The organism is Nocardia iowensis (assembly GCF_019222765.1).
In the GTDB taxonomy this organism is placed as follows: Bacteria; Actinomycetota; Actinomycetes; order Mycobacteriales; family Mycobacteriaceae; genus Nocardia; species Nocardia iowensis.
In genome coordinates this window covers 1344698-1361951 of the sequence record NZ_CP078145.1, presented here as the reverse complement: position 1 = coordinate 1361951, position 17254 = coordinate 1344698, and the positions used below count along the sequence as shown (strand labels likewise).

The 17254-nt window shown below is 66.0% G+C and carries 18 protein-coding genes; 12 read left to right on the top strand and 6 right to left on the bottom strand.

Going from position 1 to position 17254, the window contains the following annotated elements; genetic code table 11:
- Positions 1-2 precede the first annotated feature (2 nt).
- Both KV110_RS06110 and KV110_RS06105 read left to right on the top strand, forming a co-directional pair.
- The gene (locus KV110_RS06110; protein ID WP_218474181.1) at positions 3-272 is read left to right on the top strand and encodes a hypothetical protein; all 270 of its coding nucleotides are present in this window, start codon (positions 3-5) and stop codon (positions 270-272) included.
- A 10-nt stretch (positions 273-282) separates the two neighbouring features.
- Positions 283-546, top strand: a complete 264-nt coding sequence (locus KV110_RS06105; protein ID WP_218474180.1) for a hypothetical protein — start codon at positions 283-285, stop codon at positions 544-546.
- An 8-nt stretch (positions 547-554) separates the two neighbouring features.
- Here the strand turns inward: KV110_RS06105 and KV110_RS06100 are convergent, their stop codons facing one another.
- Positions 555-956, bottom strand: coding sequence for a cytidine deaminase (locus KV110_RS06100; protein ID WP_218474179.1), 402 nt, complete (start codon positions 954-956; stop codon positions 555-557).
- Between the two features lie 278 nt (positions 957-1234).
- Here KV110_RS06100 and sdhC point away from each other — a divergent pair, with 278 nt between their 5' ends.
- The 7 genes from sdhC to KV110_RS06065 all read left to right on the top strand — a co-directional run bounded on the left by sdhC (position 1235) and on the right by KV110_RS06065 (position 8992).
- Positions 1235-1633 carry a succinate dehydrogenase, cytochrome b556 subunit gene (sdhC, locus tag KV110_RS06095; protein WP_218474178.1) on the top strand — a complete coding sequence of 133 codons (399 nt, stop codon included), beginning with the start codon at positions 1235-1237 and terminating at the stop codon, positions 1631-1633.
- A 1-nt stretch (position 1634) separates the two neighbouring features.
- Positions 1635-2066, top strand: coding sequence for a succinate dehydrogenase hydrophobic membrane anchor subunit (locus KV110_RS06090; protein ID WP_218474176.1), 432 nt, complete (start codon positions 1635-1637; stop codon positions 2064-2066).
- Positions 2067-2096: 30 nt separating this feature from the next.
- Complete coding sequence (gene sdhA / locus KV110_RS06085; protein WP_218478205.1) at positions 2097-3848, top strand: succinate dehydrogenase flavoprotein subunit; 1752 nt, start codon at positions 2097-2099, stop codon at positions 3846-3848.
- A gap of 104 nt (positions 3849-3952) precedes the next feature.
- Complete coding sequence (locus KV110_RS06080) at positions 3953-4663, top strand: succinate dehydrogenase iron-sulfur subunit (protein ID WP_246634694.1); 711 nt, start codon at positions 3953-3955, stop codon at positions 4661-4663.
- A 217-nt stretch (positions 4664-4880) separates the two neighbouring features.
- Positions 4881-5933 carry a hypothetical protein gene (locus tag KV110_RS06075; RefSeq protein ID WP_218474172.1) on the top strand — a complete coding sequence of 351 codons (1053 nt, stop codon included), beginning with the start codon at positions 4881-4883 and terminating at the stop codon, positions 5931-5933.
- Positions 5934-6155: 222 nt separating this feature from the next.
- Positions 6156-7259, top strand: coding sequence for an alkaline phosphatase PhoX (locus KV110_RS06070; RefSeq protein WP_218474170.1), 1104 nt, complete (start codon positions 6156-6158; stop codon positions 7257-7259).
- 230 nt (positions 7260-7489) lie between these two features.
- Positions 7490-8992 carry an alpha/beta hydrolase gene (locus KV110_RS06065; RefSeq protein ID WP_218474168.1) on the top strand — a complete coding sequence of 501 codons (1503 nt, stop codon included), beginning with the start codon at positions 7490-7492 and terminating at the stop codon, positions 8990-8992.
- A gap of 17 nt (positions 8993-9009) precedes the next feature.
- On the opposite strand, the gene KV110_RS06060 is transcribed toward KV110_RS06065, so the two are convergent.
- Both KV110_RS06060 and KV110_RS06055 read right to left on the bottom strand, forming a co-directional pair.
- A complete protein-coding gene (locus KV110_RS06060; protein ID WP_246634368.1) occupies positions 9010-10830 on the bottom strand; it encodes a hypothetical protein in 1821 nt (606 codons plus the stop codon).
- 99 nt (positions 10831-10929) lie between these two features.
- Positions 10930-11325 (bottom strand): PPOX class F420-dependent oxidoreductase, encoded by a 396-nt coding sequence (locus KV110_RS06055; RefSeq protein WP_218474166.1) that lies wholly within the window; start codon positions 11323-11325, stop codon positions 10930-10932.
- A gap of 180 nt (positions 11326-11505) precedes the next feature.
- On the opposite strand from KV110_RS06055, the gene KV110_RS06050 reads away from it, so the two are divergent.
- Both KV110_RS06050 and KV110_RS06045 read left to right on the top strand, forming a co-directional pair.
- Positions 11506-12288, top strand: a complete 783-nt coding sequence (locus KV110_RS06050) for a hypothetical protein (protein WP_218474165.1) — start codon at positions 11506-11508, stop codon at positions 12286-12288.
- Between the two features lie 35 nt (positions 12289-12323).
- Positions 12324-13976, top strand: a complete 1653-nt coding sequence (locus KV110_RS06045) for an alkaline phosphatase D family protein (RefSeq protein WP_218474164.1) — start codon at positions 12324-12326, stop codon at positions 13974-13976.
- Between the two features lie 81 nt (positions 13977-14057).
- On the opposite strand, the gene KV110_RS06040 is transcribed toward KV110_RS06045, so the two are convergent.
- Positions 14058-14747 (bottom strand): DUF4386 domain-containing protein, encoded by a 690-nt coding sequence (locus KV110_RS06040; RefSeq protein ID WP_218474162.1) that lies wholly within the window; start codon positions 14745-14747, stop codon positions 14058-14060.
- Between the two features lie 110 nt (positions 14748-14857).
- Between KV110_RS06040 and KV110_RS06035 the strand changes: the two genes are divergently transcribed.
- Positions 14858-15565: a TetR/AcrR family transcriptional regulator gene (locus tag KV110_RS06035; RefSeq protein ID WP_218474161.1), complete on the top strand. Its 708-nt coding sequence runs from the start codon at positions 14858-14860 to the stop codon at positions 15563-15565.
- Here KV110_RS06035 and KV110_RS06030 read toward each other — a convergent pair.
- Entirely contained in the window at positions 15562-16320 is a 759-nt protein-coding gene (locus tag KV110_RS06030) for a DUF6008 family protein (protein WP_218474159.1), read from the bottom strand. The genes KV110_RS06035 and KV110_RS06030 overlap by 4 nt on opposite strands.
- 192 nt (positions 16321-16512) lie before the next feature.
- Positions 16513-17193, bottom strand: a complete 681-nt coding sequence (locus tag KV110_RS06025; RefSeq protein ID WP_218474158.1) for a JAB domain-containing protein — start codon at positions 17191-17193, stop codon at positions 16513-16515.
- Between the last annotated feature and the right edge of the window lie 61 nt (positions 17194-17254).

Here is a 17254-nt window from a genome sequence, read left to right as displayed (position 1 = left end):
CAATGACATCCGCACACATCGACCGCCGCGTGGCGAAGCTCGAGACGCGCGTGGCCGACATCGAGGAGCACTACAGCGAGTCTCAGCTCAGGTTGACGCGACGAGTCACCGGACTGGAAATTTGGGCACGCCGCTCCACCGACCAGGGAAACGGCATTGGCCGAAGCCTGACCCTCATCATGGAAAGACTCGGGATTCCGCCAACCGATATCGCCGAAGTCGCCATGCCGACCGAGGCCGATATCGACGCGGCGCTCGACGCCGATTGCTGAGGCGCCGACCATGACATCCGCACACATCGACCGCCGCATCGGCAAGCTCGAGACACGCGTTACCGACATCGAGGAAAGCCACAGCGAGACGCTCTACCAGCTCACCAGGGCCGGTGCCTGCTGCCGGATCGAAACCGGCCGCCTGATAGATGGTGTGAACCAGCTAGGGCGAGGCATGGCTCTGATCATGGAGCGCCTGGAGATTCCCCCGATCCAGTTCCCACCGGTCTCCCGCGCCACCGAGGCCGAGATCGACGCGGCACTCGAAGCCTGAGCGCGCGCTCACACCTGCCCGGCGGTCAAGTTGTCCGGGCCGAAGGCGTCCGGCAGCAGGACGCGTAGCGGGACGGGCCCGTCCCGGTGATCGACCAAGAGGTCGGGCCCACCGTGTTCGTACAGCAATTGTCGGCAGCGCCCGCAGGGCATCAGGATTTCGCCGCGGGAATCGGTCACCGCGATGGCCAGCAAGCGCCCGCCCCCACCGGAATGCAAGTTACCGACGAGTACGCATTCGGCGCAGAGGGTCAAACCATATGAGACATTTTCCACATTGCACCCGCTCACAATGCGACCATCGGCACTGAGAGCCGCCGCGCCGACCGGAAACCGCGAGTACGGCACATAGGCATTGCGCATGACTTGAATTGCGTTGTCACGCAGGGATTTCCAGTCGATTTGCGACATCGGGAACCTCTTCGGAAGCGGGCCGGACTTGGCCGTGCGAGGGCCGCGGAGGAACCCTTCACGCATCAAGAAAGGCAAACCTAACCGGCCCGACTGTAGCGCAACGCACGGCACGCCGAATTAGTTCCGGCAAACCTAGAGGATTAGAGTCCAGAACAGATCGGTTCAGGTTCCCGGCAGCGGGCCGCGGCGCAGCCACCTGGGCATTTGCCCCCAAACGCAGCCGGCACAGGATCAATGAACCGGGTCCATCAACGACGTTGGAGGCACCGCACTCTATGACCACGATAGAAGCTCCGGCCCAGCCGAAGCGGAAGACGCTGTACCGAGGCGACCCCGGAATGTGGTCCTGGGCGCTGCACCGGATCACCGGTGTCACCATCTTCTTCTTCCTCTTCGTGCACGTCTTGGATACCGCGTTGGTCCGGGTCAGTCCGGACACCTACAACCGTGCCATCGAGACCTACAAATCCCCCATCGTCGCGTTGATGGAAATGGGCCTCGTTGTCTGCGTGCTTTTCCACGCGCTCAACGGCGTCCGGGTGATCCTGGTCGACTTCTGGGCCAAAGGCCCTAAGTACCAGCGCGTGATGCTCTGGGTCGTCCTCGCGGTTGTCATCGTGCTGGCGGCGCCCGCGATCGGTCGCATGTTCTTCTACCTGTTCACGGAGCACTGATATGACCGCACCCGTTCTCGGTAAGTCGTACGACCGGCCCGCCAGCCTGGATTCGCCGCGTTCGCCGCGGGCCAGGGCCAGCAACAACTTCGAGAAGTACGCCTGGCTGTTCATGCGCTTCTCCGGCCTGCTGCTGATCGTCCTCGTGCTCGGCCACATGTCGATCATGCTGCTGCTCGACGGCGGCGTGAAGCGGCTCAACTTCGGCTTCGTCGCAGGCCGCTGGGCCAGCCCGTTCTGGCAGCTGTGGGACCTGAGCATGCTCTGGCTCGCCCAGCTGCACGGCGGCAACGGCCTGCGCACGGTGATCGCGGACTACTCGCGCAAGGACTCGACACGATTCTGGCTGAACACGCTGCTGGCCATCTCGATGATCCTGATCTTGGCCGTCGGCACCTACGTCATCTTCACCTTCGACCCCAACATCAGTTAGGAACAGGCCACTCCGATGAGTGAATCGCGGATTCAGGAGCATCGCTACGATGTCGTGATCGTCGGTGCCGGTGGCGCCGGCATGCGCGCGGCGATCGAGGCAGGGCCCCGGGCGCGCACCGCCGTCCTGACCAAGCTCTACCCGACCCGCAGCCACACCGGCGCGGCGCAGGGCGGCATGTGCGCCGCGCTGGCGAATGTCGAAGAAGACAACTGGGAATGGCACACCTTCGACACCGTCAAGGGTGGCGACTACCTGGTCGACCAGGACGCCGCGGAGATCATGGCCAAGGAGGCCATCGACGCGGTGATGGACCTGGAGAAGATGGGTCTGCCGTTCAACCGGACCCCCGAAGGCAAGATCGACCAGCGCCGTTTCGGCGGGCACACCCGCGACCACGGCAAGGCTCCGGTCCGCCGCGCGTGTTACGCCGCCGACCGCACCGGCCACATGATCCTGCAGACGCTGTACCAGAACTGCGTCAAGCACGACGTGGAGTTCTTCAACGAGTTCTACGTGCTCGACCTGGTGATGAGCGACACCGACCGCGGTCAGGTCGCGACCGGCGTGGTCGCCTACGAGTTGGCCACCGGTGACCTGCACGTCTTCCACGCCAAGTCGATCGTGTTCGCCACCGGCGGCTCGGGCCGGATGTACAAGACCACCTCGAACGCGCACACGCTGACCGGTGACGGCATGGCGATCGTGTTCCGCAAGGGTCTGCCGCTGGAGGACATGGAGTTCCACCAGTTCCATCCCACAGGTCTGGCCGGTCTCGGCATCCTCATCTCGGAGGCCGTGCGCGGCGAGGGCGGCATCCTGCGCAATGCCAGCGGCGAGCGGTTCATGGAGCGCTACGCGCCCACCATCAAGGACCTCGCGCCGCGCGACATCGTCGCCCGCTCGATGGTCCTCGAGGTGCTGGAGGGCCGCGGCGCCGGTCCGAACAAGGACTACGTCTACATCGACGTGACCCACCTCGGCGCGGACGTGCTCGAAGAGAAGCTGCCCGACATCACCGAGTTCGCCCGCACCTACCTGGGCGTGGACCCGGTGACCGAGCTGGTGCCGGTCATGCCGACCTGCCACTACGTGATGGGTGGTATCCCGACCAAGATCCGCGGCGAGGTGCTGCGCAACAACACCGACGTGGTGCCCGGCCTGTACGCGGCCGGTGAGTGCGCGTGCGTCTCGGTGCACGGCTCCAACCGCCTCGGCACCAACTCGCTGTTGGACATCAACGTGTTCGGCCGTCGTGCGGGCATCGCCGCGGCGGAGTACGCGCACCGCACCGAGTTCGTGGAGATGCCGGAGCAGCCTGCCCGGATGGTGCAGGACTGGCTGGCGCTGATCCTGTCCGATCACGGCAACGAGCGGGTCGCCGACATCCGCACCGAACTGCAGTACACGATGGACATGAATGCCGCCGTGTTCCGCACCGAGGACACCCTCAAGCAGGCGCTCACCGACATCCACGTGCTCAAGGAGCGCTACAGCCGGATCACGGTGCAGGACAAGGGCAAACGCTACAACAGCGATCTGCTCGAGGCCGTCGAGCTCGGCTTCCTGCTGGAACTGGCCGAAGTCACCGTTGTCGGTGCGCTCAACCGCAAGGAATCGCGCGGCGGCCACGCTCGCGAGGACTACCCGGACCGCGACGACGTGAACTTCATGCGGCACACGATGGCCTACAAGGAGAGCCCGGATCTCATCTCGGATATCCGCCTCGACTTCAAGCCGGTGGTGCAGACCCGTTACGAGCCGATGGAGCGTAAGTACTGATGACTGTGCATACCCACCCCGGCGGCTCCGCCGCCTCACCGTCCCCCGGCGTACTCGAGAAGACACCCCCGGCCAAGCCCGCCCCGGTCCCCGAGGGCTCGGTGATGATCACCGTCAAGGTCGCCCGGTTCAATCCGGAGGACGAGAAGGGCGCGCACTGGGAGTCGTTCCAGGTACCGGTCCTGCCGACCGACCGCTTCCTCAACGTGCTCATCTACATCAAGTCCTACCTGGACGGCACGCTCACCTTCCGCCGCTCCTGCGCGCACGGCGTGTGCGGGTCGGACGCCATGCGGATCAACGGGGTGAACCGGCTGGCCTGCAAGGTGCTGATGAAGGACATGCTGCCCAAGGGCGGCAAGTCGATCACGATCACCGTCGAGCCGATCCGCGGCCTGCCCGTGGAGAAGGACCTCGTGGTGAACATGGAGCCGTTCTTCGACGCGTTCCGCGCGGTGAAGCCCTACCTGATGACCTCGGGTAACGAGCCGACCCGCGAGCGCATCCAGAGCCAGGCCGACCGCGCCCGCTTCGATGACACCACCAAGTGCATCCTCTGCGCCTGCTGCACCACCTCCTGCCCCGTGTACTGGAGCGACGGCAGCTACTTCGGCCCCGCCGCCATCGTCAACGCGCACCGCTTCATCTTCGACAGCCGCGACGAAGGCGCCCGCGAACGCCTCGACATCCTCAACGACGTCGAGGGAGTCTGGCGCTGCCGCACCACCTTCAACTGCACCGACGCCTGCCCCCGCGGCATCGAAGTAACCAAAGCCATCCAGGAAGTCAAGCGCGCATTGCTCTTCGCCCGCTGAAGTCCCCCGGCTTCGATCTGACCAAGCACGACGCGAAGGCCGCCTCCATCGAAAGATGAAGGCGGCTTTCGTTGTTCGATCGCCTCGAAGATGTCCGGGTCGGCCCTCTGCTGCCATGGTCGGCAGGTGCGCAGGTCCCCGATCGTGATCCCCAGTCACGCAACGGATCTGGCACATGCTGTCGCACACCGCTAGGGTTCTGCATTATCAAGTGCGCATGTTAGGCCGCCGATTCGACCTACGGGGAAATATGGTGCTCTACGCGAAATCTCTTCGACCCCAGCGACGGACAGCGCCGCTGACACCGTCCAGGCTGTTCACTGCGCTGTTCGCGGTCGCCGTGCTGACGGGAATCGGAGCGCAACCGGCTGTTGCTGATCCCGTCTCGGATGCTGTGCCGCCCGGTATGGAGGCCAGTTTCGTGGTCTTCGATCGCGTAACCGGCGACTCGCGTGTGCAATTCGATGCGCACAAGCAGTACCGGTCCGCGTCGGTGGTCAAACTGCTGATTGCCCTCGACTATCTGGAATCGCACGACCCGCAGAACTTGCCCGCCGACGATGTGCCACGGCTGCAGGCGATGTTGCGTTCCAGTGACGACGACGCCGCGAGCTACCTGTGGGTTCTGGGTGGGTGGGACAAGATCGTCGAGCGAATGGTGGCGAAGCTCGGCCTGACCGACACCGCACCGCCCGCATCGCGCGGAATGTGGGGCTATACCGCGATCAGTGCGGCCGACGTGGTGACTGTCTACCGCTATATCCTCGATACGGCGAGCCCGTCGGTGCGCCAATTCATGGTGAGCAATTTGCGCGCGTCGACCAAGTGCGCCCAGGACGGGTTCGACCAGTCCTTCGGTATTCCGCGCGCAGTCGACCGGCCGTGGGCCGTCAAACAGGGGTGGTCCGGGTTCGGCGCCGCTCCGGACCCGGGCAAGGAATGCATACCCGGGAACCCGAAACCACGAATTCCGCGCGAAATGATCGACGCCGCCGCAGCTGGCCCAATCACCCTGGGCCCGGACGGAATCCGCGAGAACCCGTCTTCCAGGCAAGGCACACCATCCCCCGATGGGCCGCCTATCGACCTCACGAAACGAGCCATGCACACGACCGGATCCGTCGGCGCAGACGACAACAGGATCATTGTTGTGCTGACACTCGAGCCGACGGGAACGCCTTGGGACGTCTCGGCTCAGCGCATCACGTTACTGACCAAGGCGGTCGACCTCGCAAACTCGGGCGCGGCATCCGGATCGGGCACCGGATAGCCGCCTTGGCGGGTGCTCTCCTGAATGCACTCGGAAGTGCTTGCACACCAACCCAATTTCGAGTGAACAGCTCAACCGTGCCCGGCACTTTCCGAGATCTGGCTTACCGCAAACGGTTAAACTTCCACTGACGCATCGTGGCGTGATCGCACAACCGGCTCGCTGCCGGAGCCGTATCAACCTGTGTTGGAGGGTGTTGTGGATCGGCGTAACTTCCTGCGCGTGAGCGTAGTTGGTGGGGTTGCCGCGTTCGGCGGTGCGTCATGGCTCGAGGCGTTCAGTGCCGGTGCCGTGCCGGGTGAGTCGCCGTATGGACCGCTGGCGACGCGGCCGGACGCCAACGGGGTGTTCCTGCCGAAGGGCTTCACCAGTCGGATCGTCGCTCGGTCGGGGCAACAGGTGGCGGGCTACACCTGGCATCCCGCGCCCGATGGTGGCGCCTGTTTCGCCGACGGCTCGGGGTGGATTTACGTGTCCAACAGCGAGATCGACCGCACCGGCGGGGTCGGTGCGATCAAGTTCGCTGCGGATGGGTCCATCACCGGTGCGCATCGCACGCTGTCCGGCACCAATCGGAACTGCGCTGGTGGCGCCACTCCATGGAACACTTGGCTGTCCTGCGAAGAGGTGGACAAGGGGGCGGTATTCGAAACCGACCCGTGGGGCGTCAAACCTGCCGTCCGTCGGCCTGCGATGGGATTGTTCACCCATGAGGCGTGTGCGGTCGATCCGGACCGCAGGGTCGTGTACATGACCGAGGACCGGCGCGACGGCCGGTTCTATCGATTCGTTCCGTCGTCCTGGCCCGATCTGGCAGCAGGCCAACTCGAAGTTCTCGTCGAGACCAACGGCAGCCTCAGCTGGCAGGCAATCCCGGATCCGTCGGCATCGTCCACGCCTACTCGGCTACAGGTGCCCGGCTCAAAGGTCTTCAACGGCGGAGAGGGCTGCTACTACGCCGACGGTACGTGCTGGTTCACTACCAAGGGCGACAACAAGGTCTGGGCATATGACGCTGCGAGCAACCAGCTTTCGCTCACCTACGAACCCGGCAACGGTGCGCCGCTGTCGGGCGTCGACAACGTGACCGGCGCGTCCAATGGCGACCTCTTCGTCGCCGAGGACGGCGGCGACATGCAGATCTGCATCATCGCGGACGGCGCGGTCGCGCCGTTTCTACAGGTAGACAGGTCGGGCAGGTCCGAGATCGCCGGGCCCGCGTTCAACCCGGCAGGTGAGCGGTTCTACTTCTCCTCCCAGCGCGGCACCACGGGTTCGAGCAGCGACGGCATCACCTACGAGGTAACCGGCCCCTTCCGGCACTGACCACTCGGTGTCGCATGCCCGAGATCTGTAGTGGCGTGCTCGGCTGGTCACGCATCCACTAGGCCGGACCGACCACGCTGAGCCCGGTTCGAATTCGGTGACGATCCACGATGTCGATCGCGGCGCGCACTCATCCAGCGGCCCCGCGGCGACGAATATCGTCTGGCGCAACTGGTTCGGTGCGTCGTGCAGGAGGAACAGCAGCTCACCAAATCAATGGGAGTAACCGAATGTTCAGCTGGACCAGCGGAAACACCCGATCACCGCGCGCTTCGGCTCGGCTCGGGGTCGTCGCCGCAGTGCTCCTCGTGGCCGGTGGTGGCCACTCCCACGCCGCACCGAGCCCGACGTTGGACCGGTACTACAAGCAGTCACTCGCGTGGGAATCATGTGACGGCTACGCGGGCGGCGCGGGTTTGGGTGCCGCGGGGATCGAGTGCGCGCGGGTGACGGTGCCCATCGACTACGACAGGCCCGACGGAGCGACCGCTCGGATCGCGATCTCGCGGCTACGGGCAACTGGTGAGCGGGTCGCCTCGGTGCTCACCAACCCGGGCGGGCCGGGTGGACCCGGCCTTGGCCTACCTCGCCAGCTGGCCGAAAAGTCGGCTTTGGCCGAACGATTCGATGTCATCGGCATCGACGTGCGCGGTCTCGGCGCGTCGACACCGAAGGTCGAGTGCCTGACCGAGGAGGAATTTCAGGCAGAACGGCAAGACCTCGATGTCGACATGTCGTCCGCTGGTATCGCACAGACCGAGCTGGAGTTCGCGAACTACGCCGCGAAGTGTGTGCAACGCACCGGCCTCGAACTGCTCGGCCATGTCGGCACCAGAGAGGTCGCGCGCGATTTCGATGTGATCCGGGCCGTGCTCGGTGACGAGAAGCTGACCTATTTCGGCGGTTCCTATGGCAGCAAACTCGGTGCGACGATCGCGGAAACGTTCCCGGACCGAGTGCGCGCGATGGTCCTCGACGCGGCCCTGGATCCTACGGCGGATGTACTCGATCCGATGCGCGCCGCGGTAGGTTTCCAGCAGGCATTCGACGCCTACGCAGTGGACTGTGCCAAGGACAGCAGTTGCCCACTCGGCGAGGACGCGAATGCCGGACTGCGGAAGCTGATCACTCCGTTGATAGACCGTCCGGCCGCGACGAATGACCCACGCGGACTCGGATATCCCGACGCACTCACCGCGGTGACCGCTTTGCTGTACAACGCGGAACTCTGGCCCGTGCTCACCCAGGGGTTGGTTGAGCTCGCGCGGGGACGCGGCGACACATTGCTGACCATCGCGGACAAGGTGAACGGCGTCGTCGATCGGGATCTGCACCAGGCAGTGCTCTGCCTCGACGGGGTACGGTCCACCGATCGCGCCGCCGCCGCCGAGACCGACCGCCGAGTCCGCGCGGCGGCACCGGCTTTCGACGACGGCCGCGCCACCGGCCTGGCGCCGCTGGGGGTCTGCGCCTTCTGGCCGGTACCGCCTACCTCCCAGCCGCATGTGCCCGTAGCGCCCGGCCTGCCGAAGACCGTGGTCGTTGCGACGACCGGAGATCCGGCCACTCCGTATACGGGCGGGCGCAACCTGGCCCGATTCCTGGACGCCGCACTGATCACCTACAAAGGGTTCCAGCACGGCGCGGCGTTGCAAGGTGTGTCGTGTGTCGACGGACCGATACTGAAGTATCTGATCGACCTGGAGCCGCCGGCGGACATCACCTGCGGGTAGCGGACACCGGTGCCCAGCTAGTTGTCATAGGAGGCAACGCCGACCGGGCCGGAGCCGATGCAGACGACGAGACCTTCGGTGCGCGAGGAGATTCGGAGCGCCGAGCCACTACCTACCAATCGAACGAAGACCGTGTTGAGGCCTTGCCGGACCGGAGCGGCCACCGTTTTGCCGTGCTCGAAAGCGACTGCCAGCTGGCCGTCTCGGTTGGCGAGGTAGTTGAGCTGGGCGGTCCATTCGTGCTCGAACATGGGACCGTCGAGATCGATGGGAACCGGGTCGCCGCCGTGGATCCGATAGCCGCAGTGCGGGTCCGGGGCGGGAATGATGCGGCGGTTCCACCAGACCTGCGCCTCGACAATGGCACCGGTGTCGGTGATCATGCGCAGGTGCGGGGTCGAGTCGGCGAACGTGCCCGGCGCGGTAATGGGTGAAAAGACTTGGCTGGCAAGGTTTTGCGGGTAAGCCAGCGGGTTGAGGACGTCCCACGGAACCTCCTGCTCCAGCAATGGCACACCATCCCAGTGCTCGAGCGCCGACTTCACGTTCGCGACATAGGTTTTGGTCGGGCTCGGGCTCCAGGAACGGACAAATGTGTAGGTGGAGCACAGGCTGCTCACGACGAACAGCACCATCAGCGGAATCGCGGCGCGCGGACCGAGCAGCAGGCGTTGCGTGTGCTCGCGCGGGCTCGCCCGCAGTATCAACGCACCGACGACGGACAATGTCACGCCGAAATCGGCGAAGTAGCGCAGCGACTGCATGAGTTCGGCCGCGGTGTTCGGACCACCACGCACCAATGCCACGGGCACCTGCATCAGCAGCACATAGACAGCGGCGAACAACCAGACCGGCCACACGCTGCGCCGCGCGTAAACCGACAGTGCCACAACCGAAATCAGGATGATCCACGCCGCAGCCACCGCCGCACCGGGCGGATCGGCCCACGGCGCGGCGGGCAACCACCGCTCCCACCGCCACGGCCCGCCGACCAGCGCGGGCACCATGCCGAGCGATGTCGCGTTGGGCAGCCAGTCACGCATGCCCAGCGGGTTGTTGTGCACCCCGGAAACGCCGACCACCGTGAGATAGCCCGCGAGCCAGCACAGCAGCACCAGCCCCGAGCCCACCCAGAGCCGCGCGCCACGCCGTGCCACCACGCGAATGGCGGAGTGCCGCCCGTCGACATGATGTGGTCGCCCGTCGACATAATGCGCAAGCACCGCGACGGCGAACGCGACGAACGGGATGATCACCGACTTCTCGAAGAACAACAGCGCGATCACGAGCACGACGGTCCCGGACACGGCATACCGCCGCCGCCCACTGCGAACCAAGAGCAGTGCGTCCCCGATGACCCAGGCAAGCGCGAATTGCAGCGGCAGTGCGTTCAACGCCGCTGACCACCAGGCGAATGCCGGAAGCGTCACCGGCGAGAACAGGAAGAAGGTGAGCGGGACGAGCAGCGTCCACCGGGCGCCGAGCAGCACGAACAACACACGCAGCACCGACAACGACACCGCGAGTTGCCAAACCAGCAGCGTCAGCACCGGACCCGCCCACGCGAGCGGGGCCACCTCGGTCACCACCCATGCGGTGACGAAGGCGAGCGGCATGAAATGCCCGTCGTGGTCGTGCAACAGCAGGTCCGTGGAAAACAGCGGATACCTGCCTGCCCGGCCGACCAGGATGAGGTCGTCCCAGTAGAAGTAGCCGCTGCCCGCTACCCAACCTCGAAGCGCCAGTTGCAGCAGGATCAAGCACGCCGCCGCGACGATGACGGGCGACGCGCTCCCGAAGCGACCCCGGGTTCCGCCACCGAGCCGATGAATGGGCACACACGTCGACCGTGCAACCGAAGCGGTGTCCATGCCGACCCACCCTAGTGACGGGCCGATCGGGCTCAGGTGCGACGCCGGTACCGCGCGTCGCCGGTGTCAGGCCGCGTATCCGGTCGCTTTGTCGACCGTGACCCGAACGACGACCCGGATCTGCCCCGGTTCGGGTTCCGCGTGGTCCTTGCCGTCGTACTTCCACGACAGCCGGTGGGCGACACGAAGGTCGATATCGGGAGTGATCGTTGCCCTGCCGCGCAGTTCGACGTAGTTCTCGCCGTCGGCGGCGTCGAGCACGGTGACGCTCACCCGGGCGTCGCGCAGCATATTGCGATGCTTCAGCCTGCCCTCCAGGGTGGAGAACAGCAGGTCGTCGCCGTCCCTGAGGACCCACATCGCCGAGGTCTGCGGACTGCCGTCGGCGTTGATCGTGGCAAGCACCGCATAGTTCTTGCCGTCGAGCAGGGCAATGGTGCCTTCGCTGAGCGTGATTCCCATGTCTTGGACAGTAGCGAGGTAGCAGACGCCCAGCTCGGCGCCGTCTCGATAGCGATTTGCCATCAACAGCGAAAAGTAGCCGGTAAGTTGATCTTGTACGTGCTCGCCAGGTTGCCGGACATATCGTCAGCCACGCCACGACAATCCATCGTGCGTGGCCCGTGAGGAAGGCGCTCACCCATGTACGTGCTCCGAACGGCGATCGCCGCCACCATGCTGACCTGCCCCACACTGGTCGCCGCGGCCGCGATGTCGAGTGCACCGACCGGCACCGCGCCGCCCACCGGCCCCGCCGCCCAGCATGCGACCTCGGCCGCCGCGAATACTCATGGCGCAGCTACCAACTCCAGTCGCGCCGTACTCGGCACCCTGCTGTACCCGGCCGCCGTCAACGTCGCGGGACCGCTCGGCACCGGCGGCGCGGCACTCGGCCTCGGTATGGCCAGCCTCATCGTCACCGGTAGCGCGGCACTCGGCACCGGCAGCACCGCCGCCGCCCCGTGGGCCGCGCTGCTCGGCACCGGCAGCGCGGCCGCGGGCACCGGCAGCGCCACCCTCGCACCCCTCGGAGTCACCCTCGGCACCGGTGCCTCATTACTCGGCGCAGGCAGCGCCGCCGCCGGCGCTTCGGGCAGCGTCGCCACCGGCGGGCTCGGCACCCCCCTCGCCGCACTCGGCGCAGGTAGCGCCGCACTCGGCTCCGGCAGCGCAAGCCTCGCGGGCGCAGGCGCCGCGGCCGCCCCCTTCGCCGCGATGGCAGGCACCGGCAGCGCCATGCTCGGCTCCGGCAGCGTCGCCGCCGCCCCCTTCGGCGTCGCCCTCGGCGCCGGAGTCGCCGCGGGCATCGCCACCGGCAGCGCCGCAGCCGCCTCGCTCAGCGCCGCATCCCCGGTCGCAGGCGACATCACTGCCGACCCGCCCGAGACGGAATACCAACCCCTGAACCTGGGCCCCGCCAGCTGACCAGCCCGGGCCCTGCTGTCGATATACCCTGACGTATGGATCTGTCTCGTCGACAGCTGTTGAGATTCGCGGGTGCCGGGTCGGCTGCGGTGCTGGTGGGGGCTTCGGCGGCGAGTAGCGGGGTGTTCCGGGTGCCGCGGTGGTCCGAGGATCCGTTCAGTTTGGGGGTGGCTTCCGGGGATCCGACTGGGGACGGGGTGGTGTTGTGGACGCGGTTGGCGCCGGATCCGTTCGCGCCGGATGGGCTCGGTGGGATGCCTCTGCGGCCGGTGAGTGTGGAGTACGAAGTCGCGCATGACGAGGGCTTTCGGCAGGTGGTGGCGCGCGGGAGTGCGGTCGCGACAAGGGAATTGGCGCATAGCGTGCATCCGGAGGTCGGTGGATTGGCGCCGGATCGGTGGTATTTCTATCGGTTTCGGGCGGGGTCGGTGATTTCACCGGTGGGGCGGACGCGCACGGCTCCGCTGCCGGGGCAGCCGACCGCGCGGATGCGGTTCGCCTTCGCTTCGTGCCAGTCCTGGAATTCGGGCTACTACACCGCCTACGAGCACATGAGTGCCGAAGACCTTGACCTGGTTGTGCATCTGGGTGACTACATCTATGAGCGCGGCTGGAATCGGGGGCGCGTTGGGATGGCGCCGGAACCGCAGTTCCAGGCCGAGGCGATGGATCTGGCCGGGTACCGGCTGCGCTATGCGCAGGCCAAAGCCGAGCAGCCGCTGCGGGCCGCGCATGCCGCATTCCCCTGGCTGGTCACCATGGACGATCACGAGATCGACAACAACTGGGCGGGCGACTCACCCGGGCTCGGGTTCGATATCTATCGCATTCCGGCGGTGTTCCGCCGCCGCAGGGCCGCCGCCTTCCAGGCGATGTACGAACACCAACCGCTGCGTATAGAGCAAATGCCGACCGGGTCGGCAATGCACTTGCACCGCCGCTACGGGTACGGCGACCTGGCCGAGATCACGATGATCGACACCCGCCAGTACCGCAGCAAGCAGGCTTGCGGCGACGGCAACACCGTCATCGACTGCACCGATCGATTCGCCGCCGATCGCACGATTCTTGGTGCGCGGCAACGGGATTGGCTGATCGACGGGTTCGCCAACTCCCCCGCCCGCTGGCAGATCATCGGTAACCAGGTATCGATGGCCCAGGCCGACCAGGACGCCGGCCCGGTCACCGCGGTGGGCACGGATTCCTGGGACGGATACGTGGCAGACCGCAACACGGTGCTCGGCGCGGCCGCCGACCGCGGCGTGCGCAACCTCGTCGTGATCACCGGAGACCGGCACCAGAACCAGGCCGCCGATCTGCGCACCGACTACGCCGATCCCGAATCACCCGTCGTGGCATCGGAATTCATCGGCACATCGATCTCCAGCGGCGGCGACGGGGTCGACATGCACGACTCCGGCCGCAACCTGCTCGCCGCCAACCCCGACCTCAAATTCTTCAATGCCCAACGCGGCTACGTCCGCGTCGAACTCGATCACAACCTGTGGCGCAACGACTTCCGGGTTGTGCCCTACATCCGAACGCCCGGCGCACCCATTCACACCCGCGCCAGTTTCGTTGTTCAAGACCGGATCCCCGGCGTCACCGAGACCTCCCACCCCGACAAGGCGACCCCACTCCCCGCCCCCGCCACAACGGCCGACTCACCGAACAACGGCCCCCGGTAACGGGTTTCATGATCAACGGCACATGATTGCGATGTTTCGCGAGTAGCGGCACTGTCATGTGCCGTTGATCAAGACTTCCCCTCAGGTCGTGATGGCGTGGGTGGGGGCGGGCGACTGCTTGAAACCCTTGATGATCAGGTACAGCGCGAGACCGACCTCCCACGCGAACACCGGTAGCGCGGCGATCGAGCCCCACGCCGAAAGCTGTTCGTAGCGCCCGAAAAGGACGGCGGTCGCCGAAACGCAGATGAGCGGGCCGCCGATGAGACCGAGGACGGCGATGGGCCGCGGCACCAGCTGGGAGCGGTACATCAAGATGGCGAGCAACAAACTATTGGCACCCAGGATGAAATTGGGTCCAATCAGGAACGTCCAGTCGTGCATGGCGACAAGGGATCTGCCCACGGTGATCAATGCTGGGTTGTCGGTTCCCGCGAGGTCCTGTCGCAACGTCACTATCGACAGCACGCTGACGATCCCGACAGCGATGACGGCGGCTTCCAGCAACCGACCACACAGGTAGCCGAGCGCCAAATTCTTGCCGTGCCGTTCGAGGACGGGGTACAGCGTGGTCGCTGTGCCGACGACGGCGACAACGAGGATGAGCTCGAAGAGACCGCCCGTCAGCACGCGCCCGTCGGCCCCGGCGCCGATGATGTAACTCGCGTCGTCCAGAACCGGCCGGTACAGCGCCAGCCCCGCCACCGCGGTGACCTCCGTGAGCAGGAAGAGCGCACCTGCGATCACCGCCGTCGTCCTCGTTGAGCTCATGGGAGTCCTCCTCATCGCACCGAGGTGTACGTCGTACACCTCGCTGACCGAAAGACTAGGGTGTACGTTGTACACCAGTCAAGAGGGAAACAAAGAGCAGAAGGCGATCGATGGCTGACCGGGACAAGGCCCGCACCCCGCTGAACAAAGACCGGGTACTGCGTGCGGCCATCGCCCTCGCCGACGACGCTGGTATCGACTCCCTCAGCATGCGCAACCTCGCCCAGCAACTCGGCGTCGTTCCGATGGCTCTCTATAAACACGTGGCGAACAAGGACGAACTACTCGACGGCGTCGTCGACGTCCTCGTGGCGGAGATCGACCCGCCGGATTCAGACCTCGACTGGAAACCGGCGGTCCGGCAGCGCATCCTCGCTGCGCGACGAACCCTCCAGCGGCACCCGTGGGCCTCGCGCGTGATCGAATCCCGCCCCGCGCCGACGCCCGCGGTACTGGCATATTTGGAGTCGATCATCAGGATGTTCCGGGCAGGCGGCTTCTCGGTCGACCTCACCCATCACGTGATGCACGCGCTGGGCAGCCGCATATTCGGCTTCACCCAGGAGCTGTTCGACAATTCCGCCAACCCGGACCCGCAGGCGCAAGCCGCCGCGCTGCAACACCTTTCAGCCGAGTACCCGCACATCGCGGAGATCGCCGTCCGAGCGGATCACGACGATCAGTCGATCGTCGGCCCGGGCTGCGACGATCAGTTCGAGTTCGAATTCGCCCTCGATCTGCTCTTGGACGGGTTCGAACGCCTGTGGCGGCAGGGATGGAGTTCCGCCGATCCAGGCCACCACAGGACGGCGAATTAGCCGACGGGCACCGGCGTCCCAGCGGACCCTGCCCCCTCGGCCTGCACCGATTCCGGTTGCCCGGCCGAGCCGGTCGCCGGTGCTCCGAAGGTCGCTTCGATGGTGGCCCGCTCCCGCCACAAGTGGAACAACGCCATGGCGAAGATCGTCGTGCCGATCACATTGGCGAAGAAGTGCCACCAGACCCGGTAGGTCCACAGTCCTGGGCCGGGGTCGAGCAGCCCGAACCAGGTGGACAACCCGAAGGCCTTCGCGCCCAACAGCACCGAGACCGTCAGGGCGATGTGCTCGATGCCGTGGATGCCCTGCATCAACACGCCCATCCGCCCCCACTTGCGCGCCTTGCTCTCCAGGGCGCGATGGGTGATCAGCGCGACGCCGACCAAGCCGGCGAGGAAGTGAAAATTGCCGACCAGGTGCAGGATCTCCATGCCCAGCGTCGGCTTCGAGGTATCGACCTGGCCGAACCCGTTGGCCAGACCAGTGCCCCACGGGGTCATCCAGGCCGGCGCGTTCGAATGCGCTATCCAGTAACCGGCTTGCGCGATGTGCTCTTGGAAATGGCCGATCTGCGCGATCACCCCCAAGGCGATGACACCGAGACTGGTCCGGTACATCCATGGCCGCACCTGCCCCCGGATGGCGAAGGCCAAAACCGCTACCGCGGCCCACATCACCACCATCCAGGCCACCATCAGGACCGCCCCCGCGATCTCCCAGCCGGCCGCGCTCGCGCCGTGATGCATATTTTCCATGTGAACCGCCCGTCACTTCACCCATATCAACTGGGGTTCGATGAATGATAATTCAAGGCAACGAATCATGTTGCGCTAACGGATTATTCGCCGACATCACGGCACCAGCGTTGTGACGGACCACAATCGGCACGGTGCCGACTTCGGTCACACCACCCCGGCGGGTCCGACGGCATCGACCCGAGCGTTCGGTCAGTGGTTGCCGACGATGGCCGGGGCGCTGGACCAGGCCTCGCCCGCGACCACCACGTGGTCGAGGAAGCGGAGGCCGACGGTGCGGGCGGCTTCGGCGAGCAGGGTGGTGGCGCGACGGTCGTCGAGGCTAGGGGTGGGGTCTCCGGAGGGGTGATTGTGCACGACGGCGAAGGCGCGGCCGTCGTGGCGCAGGACGGTGTTCAGGATTTCCCGGACCGGTACCGCCACCTGGTCCACCGCGCCCTCGGCGACGAATACCTTCTGCCGCAACTGGTTCTGCGCGTCGCACACCAGGACGAGCAGCCGCTCGACGCGGTCGCCGGTGAACAGTGGGCGAGCGACGGCGGCGACATCGGCCGCGCCGCCGAGGCGGATCGGGGTGGCGGTGTCGCCGCGGGCCCGGGAGCCGAGGTGGAAGGCAGCGATGAGGGCCGCGGCCTTCGCCACCCCGACGCCGGCGCGGCGGGACAGTTCCTCGGGGCGTGCCGCGGCCAGCCCGGTCAGCCCGCCGTGTTCGACGAGTAGTTCCACCGCCAGGTCCAGCGCGCTCGCGCCGGGCCTGCCGTGTCGTAGCAGCAAGGCCAGCAGTTCGACATCGCTGAGCGCGTGTGGACCGAGGGCGAGCAGACGCTCGCGCGGCCGTTGCTCGACGGGTACATCGATAAGAGAGACCGGCATCGTTCCACCCCTTGGTCACGGCGACAGTGTCACGCAGTGTGCCAGGCCCTACCGACATGTT

Coding starts and splice junctions, on each gene's coding strand:
- KV110_RS06110 (WP_218474181.1), top strand. CDS start 3: ATGACATCCGCACACATCGACCGCCGCGTGGCGAAGCTCGAGACGCGC.
- KV110_RS06105 (WP_218474180.1), top strand. CDS start 283: ATGACATCCGCACACATCGACCGCCGCATCGGCAAGCTCGAGACACGC.
- KV110_RS06100 (WP_218474179.1), bottom strand. CDS start 956: ATGTCGCAAATCGACTGGAAATCCCTGCGTGACAACGCAATTCAAGTC.
- sdhC (WP_218474178.1), top strand. CDS start 1,235: ATGACCACGATAGAAGCTCCGGCCCAGCCGAAGCGGAAGACGCTGTAC.
- KV110_RS06090 (WP_218474176.1), top strand. CDS start 1,635: ATGACCGCACCCGTTCTCGGTAAGTCGTACGACCGGCCCGCCAGCCTG.
- KV110_RS06080 (WP_246634694.1), top strand. CDS start 3,953: ATGATCACCGTCAAGGTCGCCCGGTTCAATCCGGAGGACGAGAAGGGC.
- KV110_RS06075 (WP_218474172.1), top strand. CDS start 4,881: ATGTTAGGCCGCCGATTCGACCTACGGGGAAATATGGTGCTCTACGCG.
- KV110_RS06065 (WP_218474168.1), top strand. CDS start 7,490: ATGTTCAGCTGGACCAGCGGAAACACCCGATCACCGCGCGCTTCGGCT.
- KV110_RS06055 (WP_218474166.1), bottom strand. CDS start 11,325: ATGGGAATCACGCTCAGCGAAGGCACCATTGCCCTGCTCGACGGCAAG.
- KV110_RS06050 (WP_218474165.1), top strand. CDS start 11,506: ATGTACGTGCTCCGAACGGCGATCGCCGCCACCATGCTGACCTGCCCC.
- KV110_RS06045 (WP_218474164.1), top strand. CDS start 12,324: ATGGATCTGTCTCGTCGACAGCTGTTGAGATTCGCGGGTGCCGGGTCG.
- KV110_RS06040 (WP_218474162.1), bottom strand. CDS start 14,747: ATGAGCTCAACGAGGACGACGGCGGTGATCGCAGGTGCGCTCTTCCTG.
- KV110_RS06035 (WP_218474161.1), top strand. CDS start 14,858: ATGGCTGACCGGGACAAGGCCCGCACCCCGCTGAACAAAGACCGGGTA.
- KV110_RS06030 (WP_218474159.1), bottom strand. CDS start 16,320: ATGGAAAATATGCATCACGGCGCGAGCGCGGCCGGCTGGGAGATCGCG.
- KV110_RS06025 (WP_218474158.1), bottom strand. CDS start 17,193: ATGCCGGTCTCTCTTATCGATGTACCCGTCGAGCAACGGCCGCGCGAG.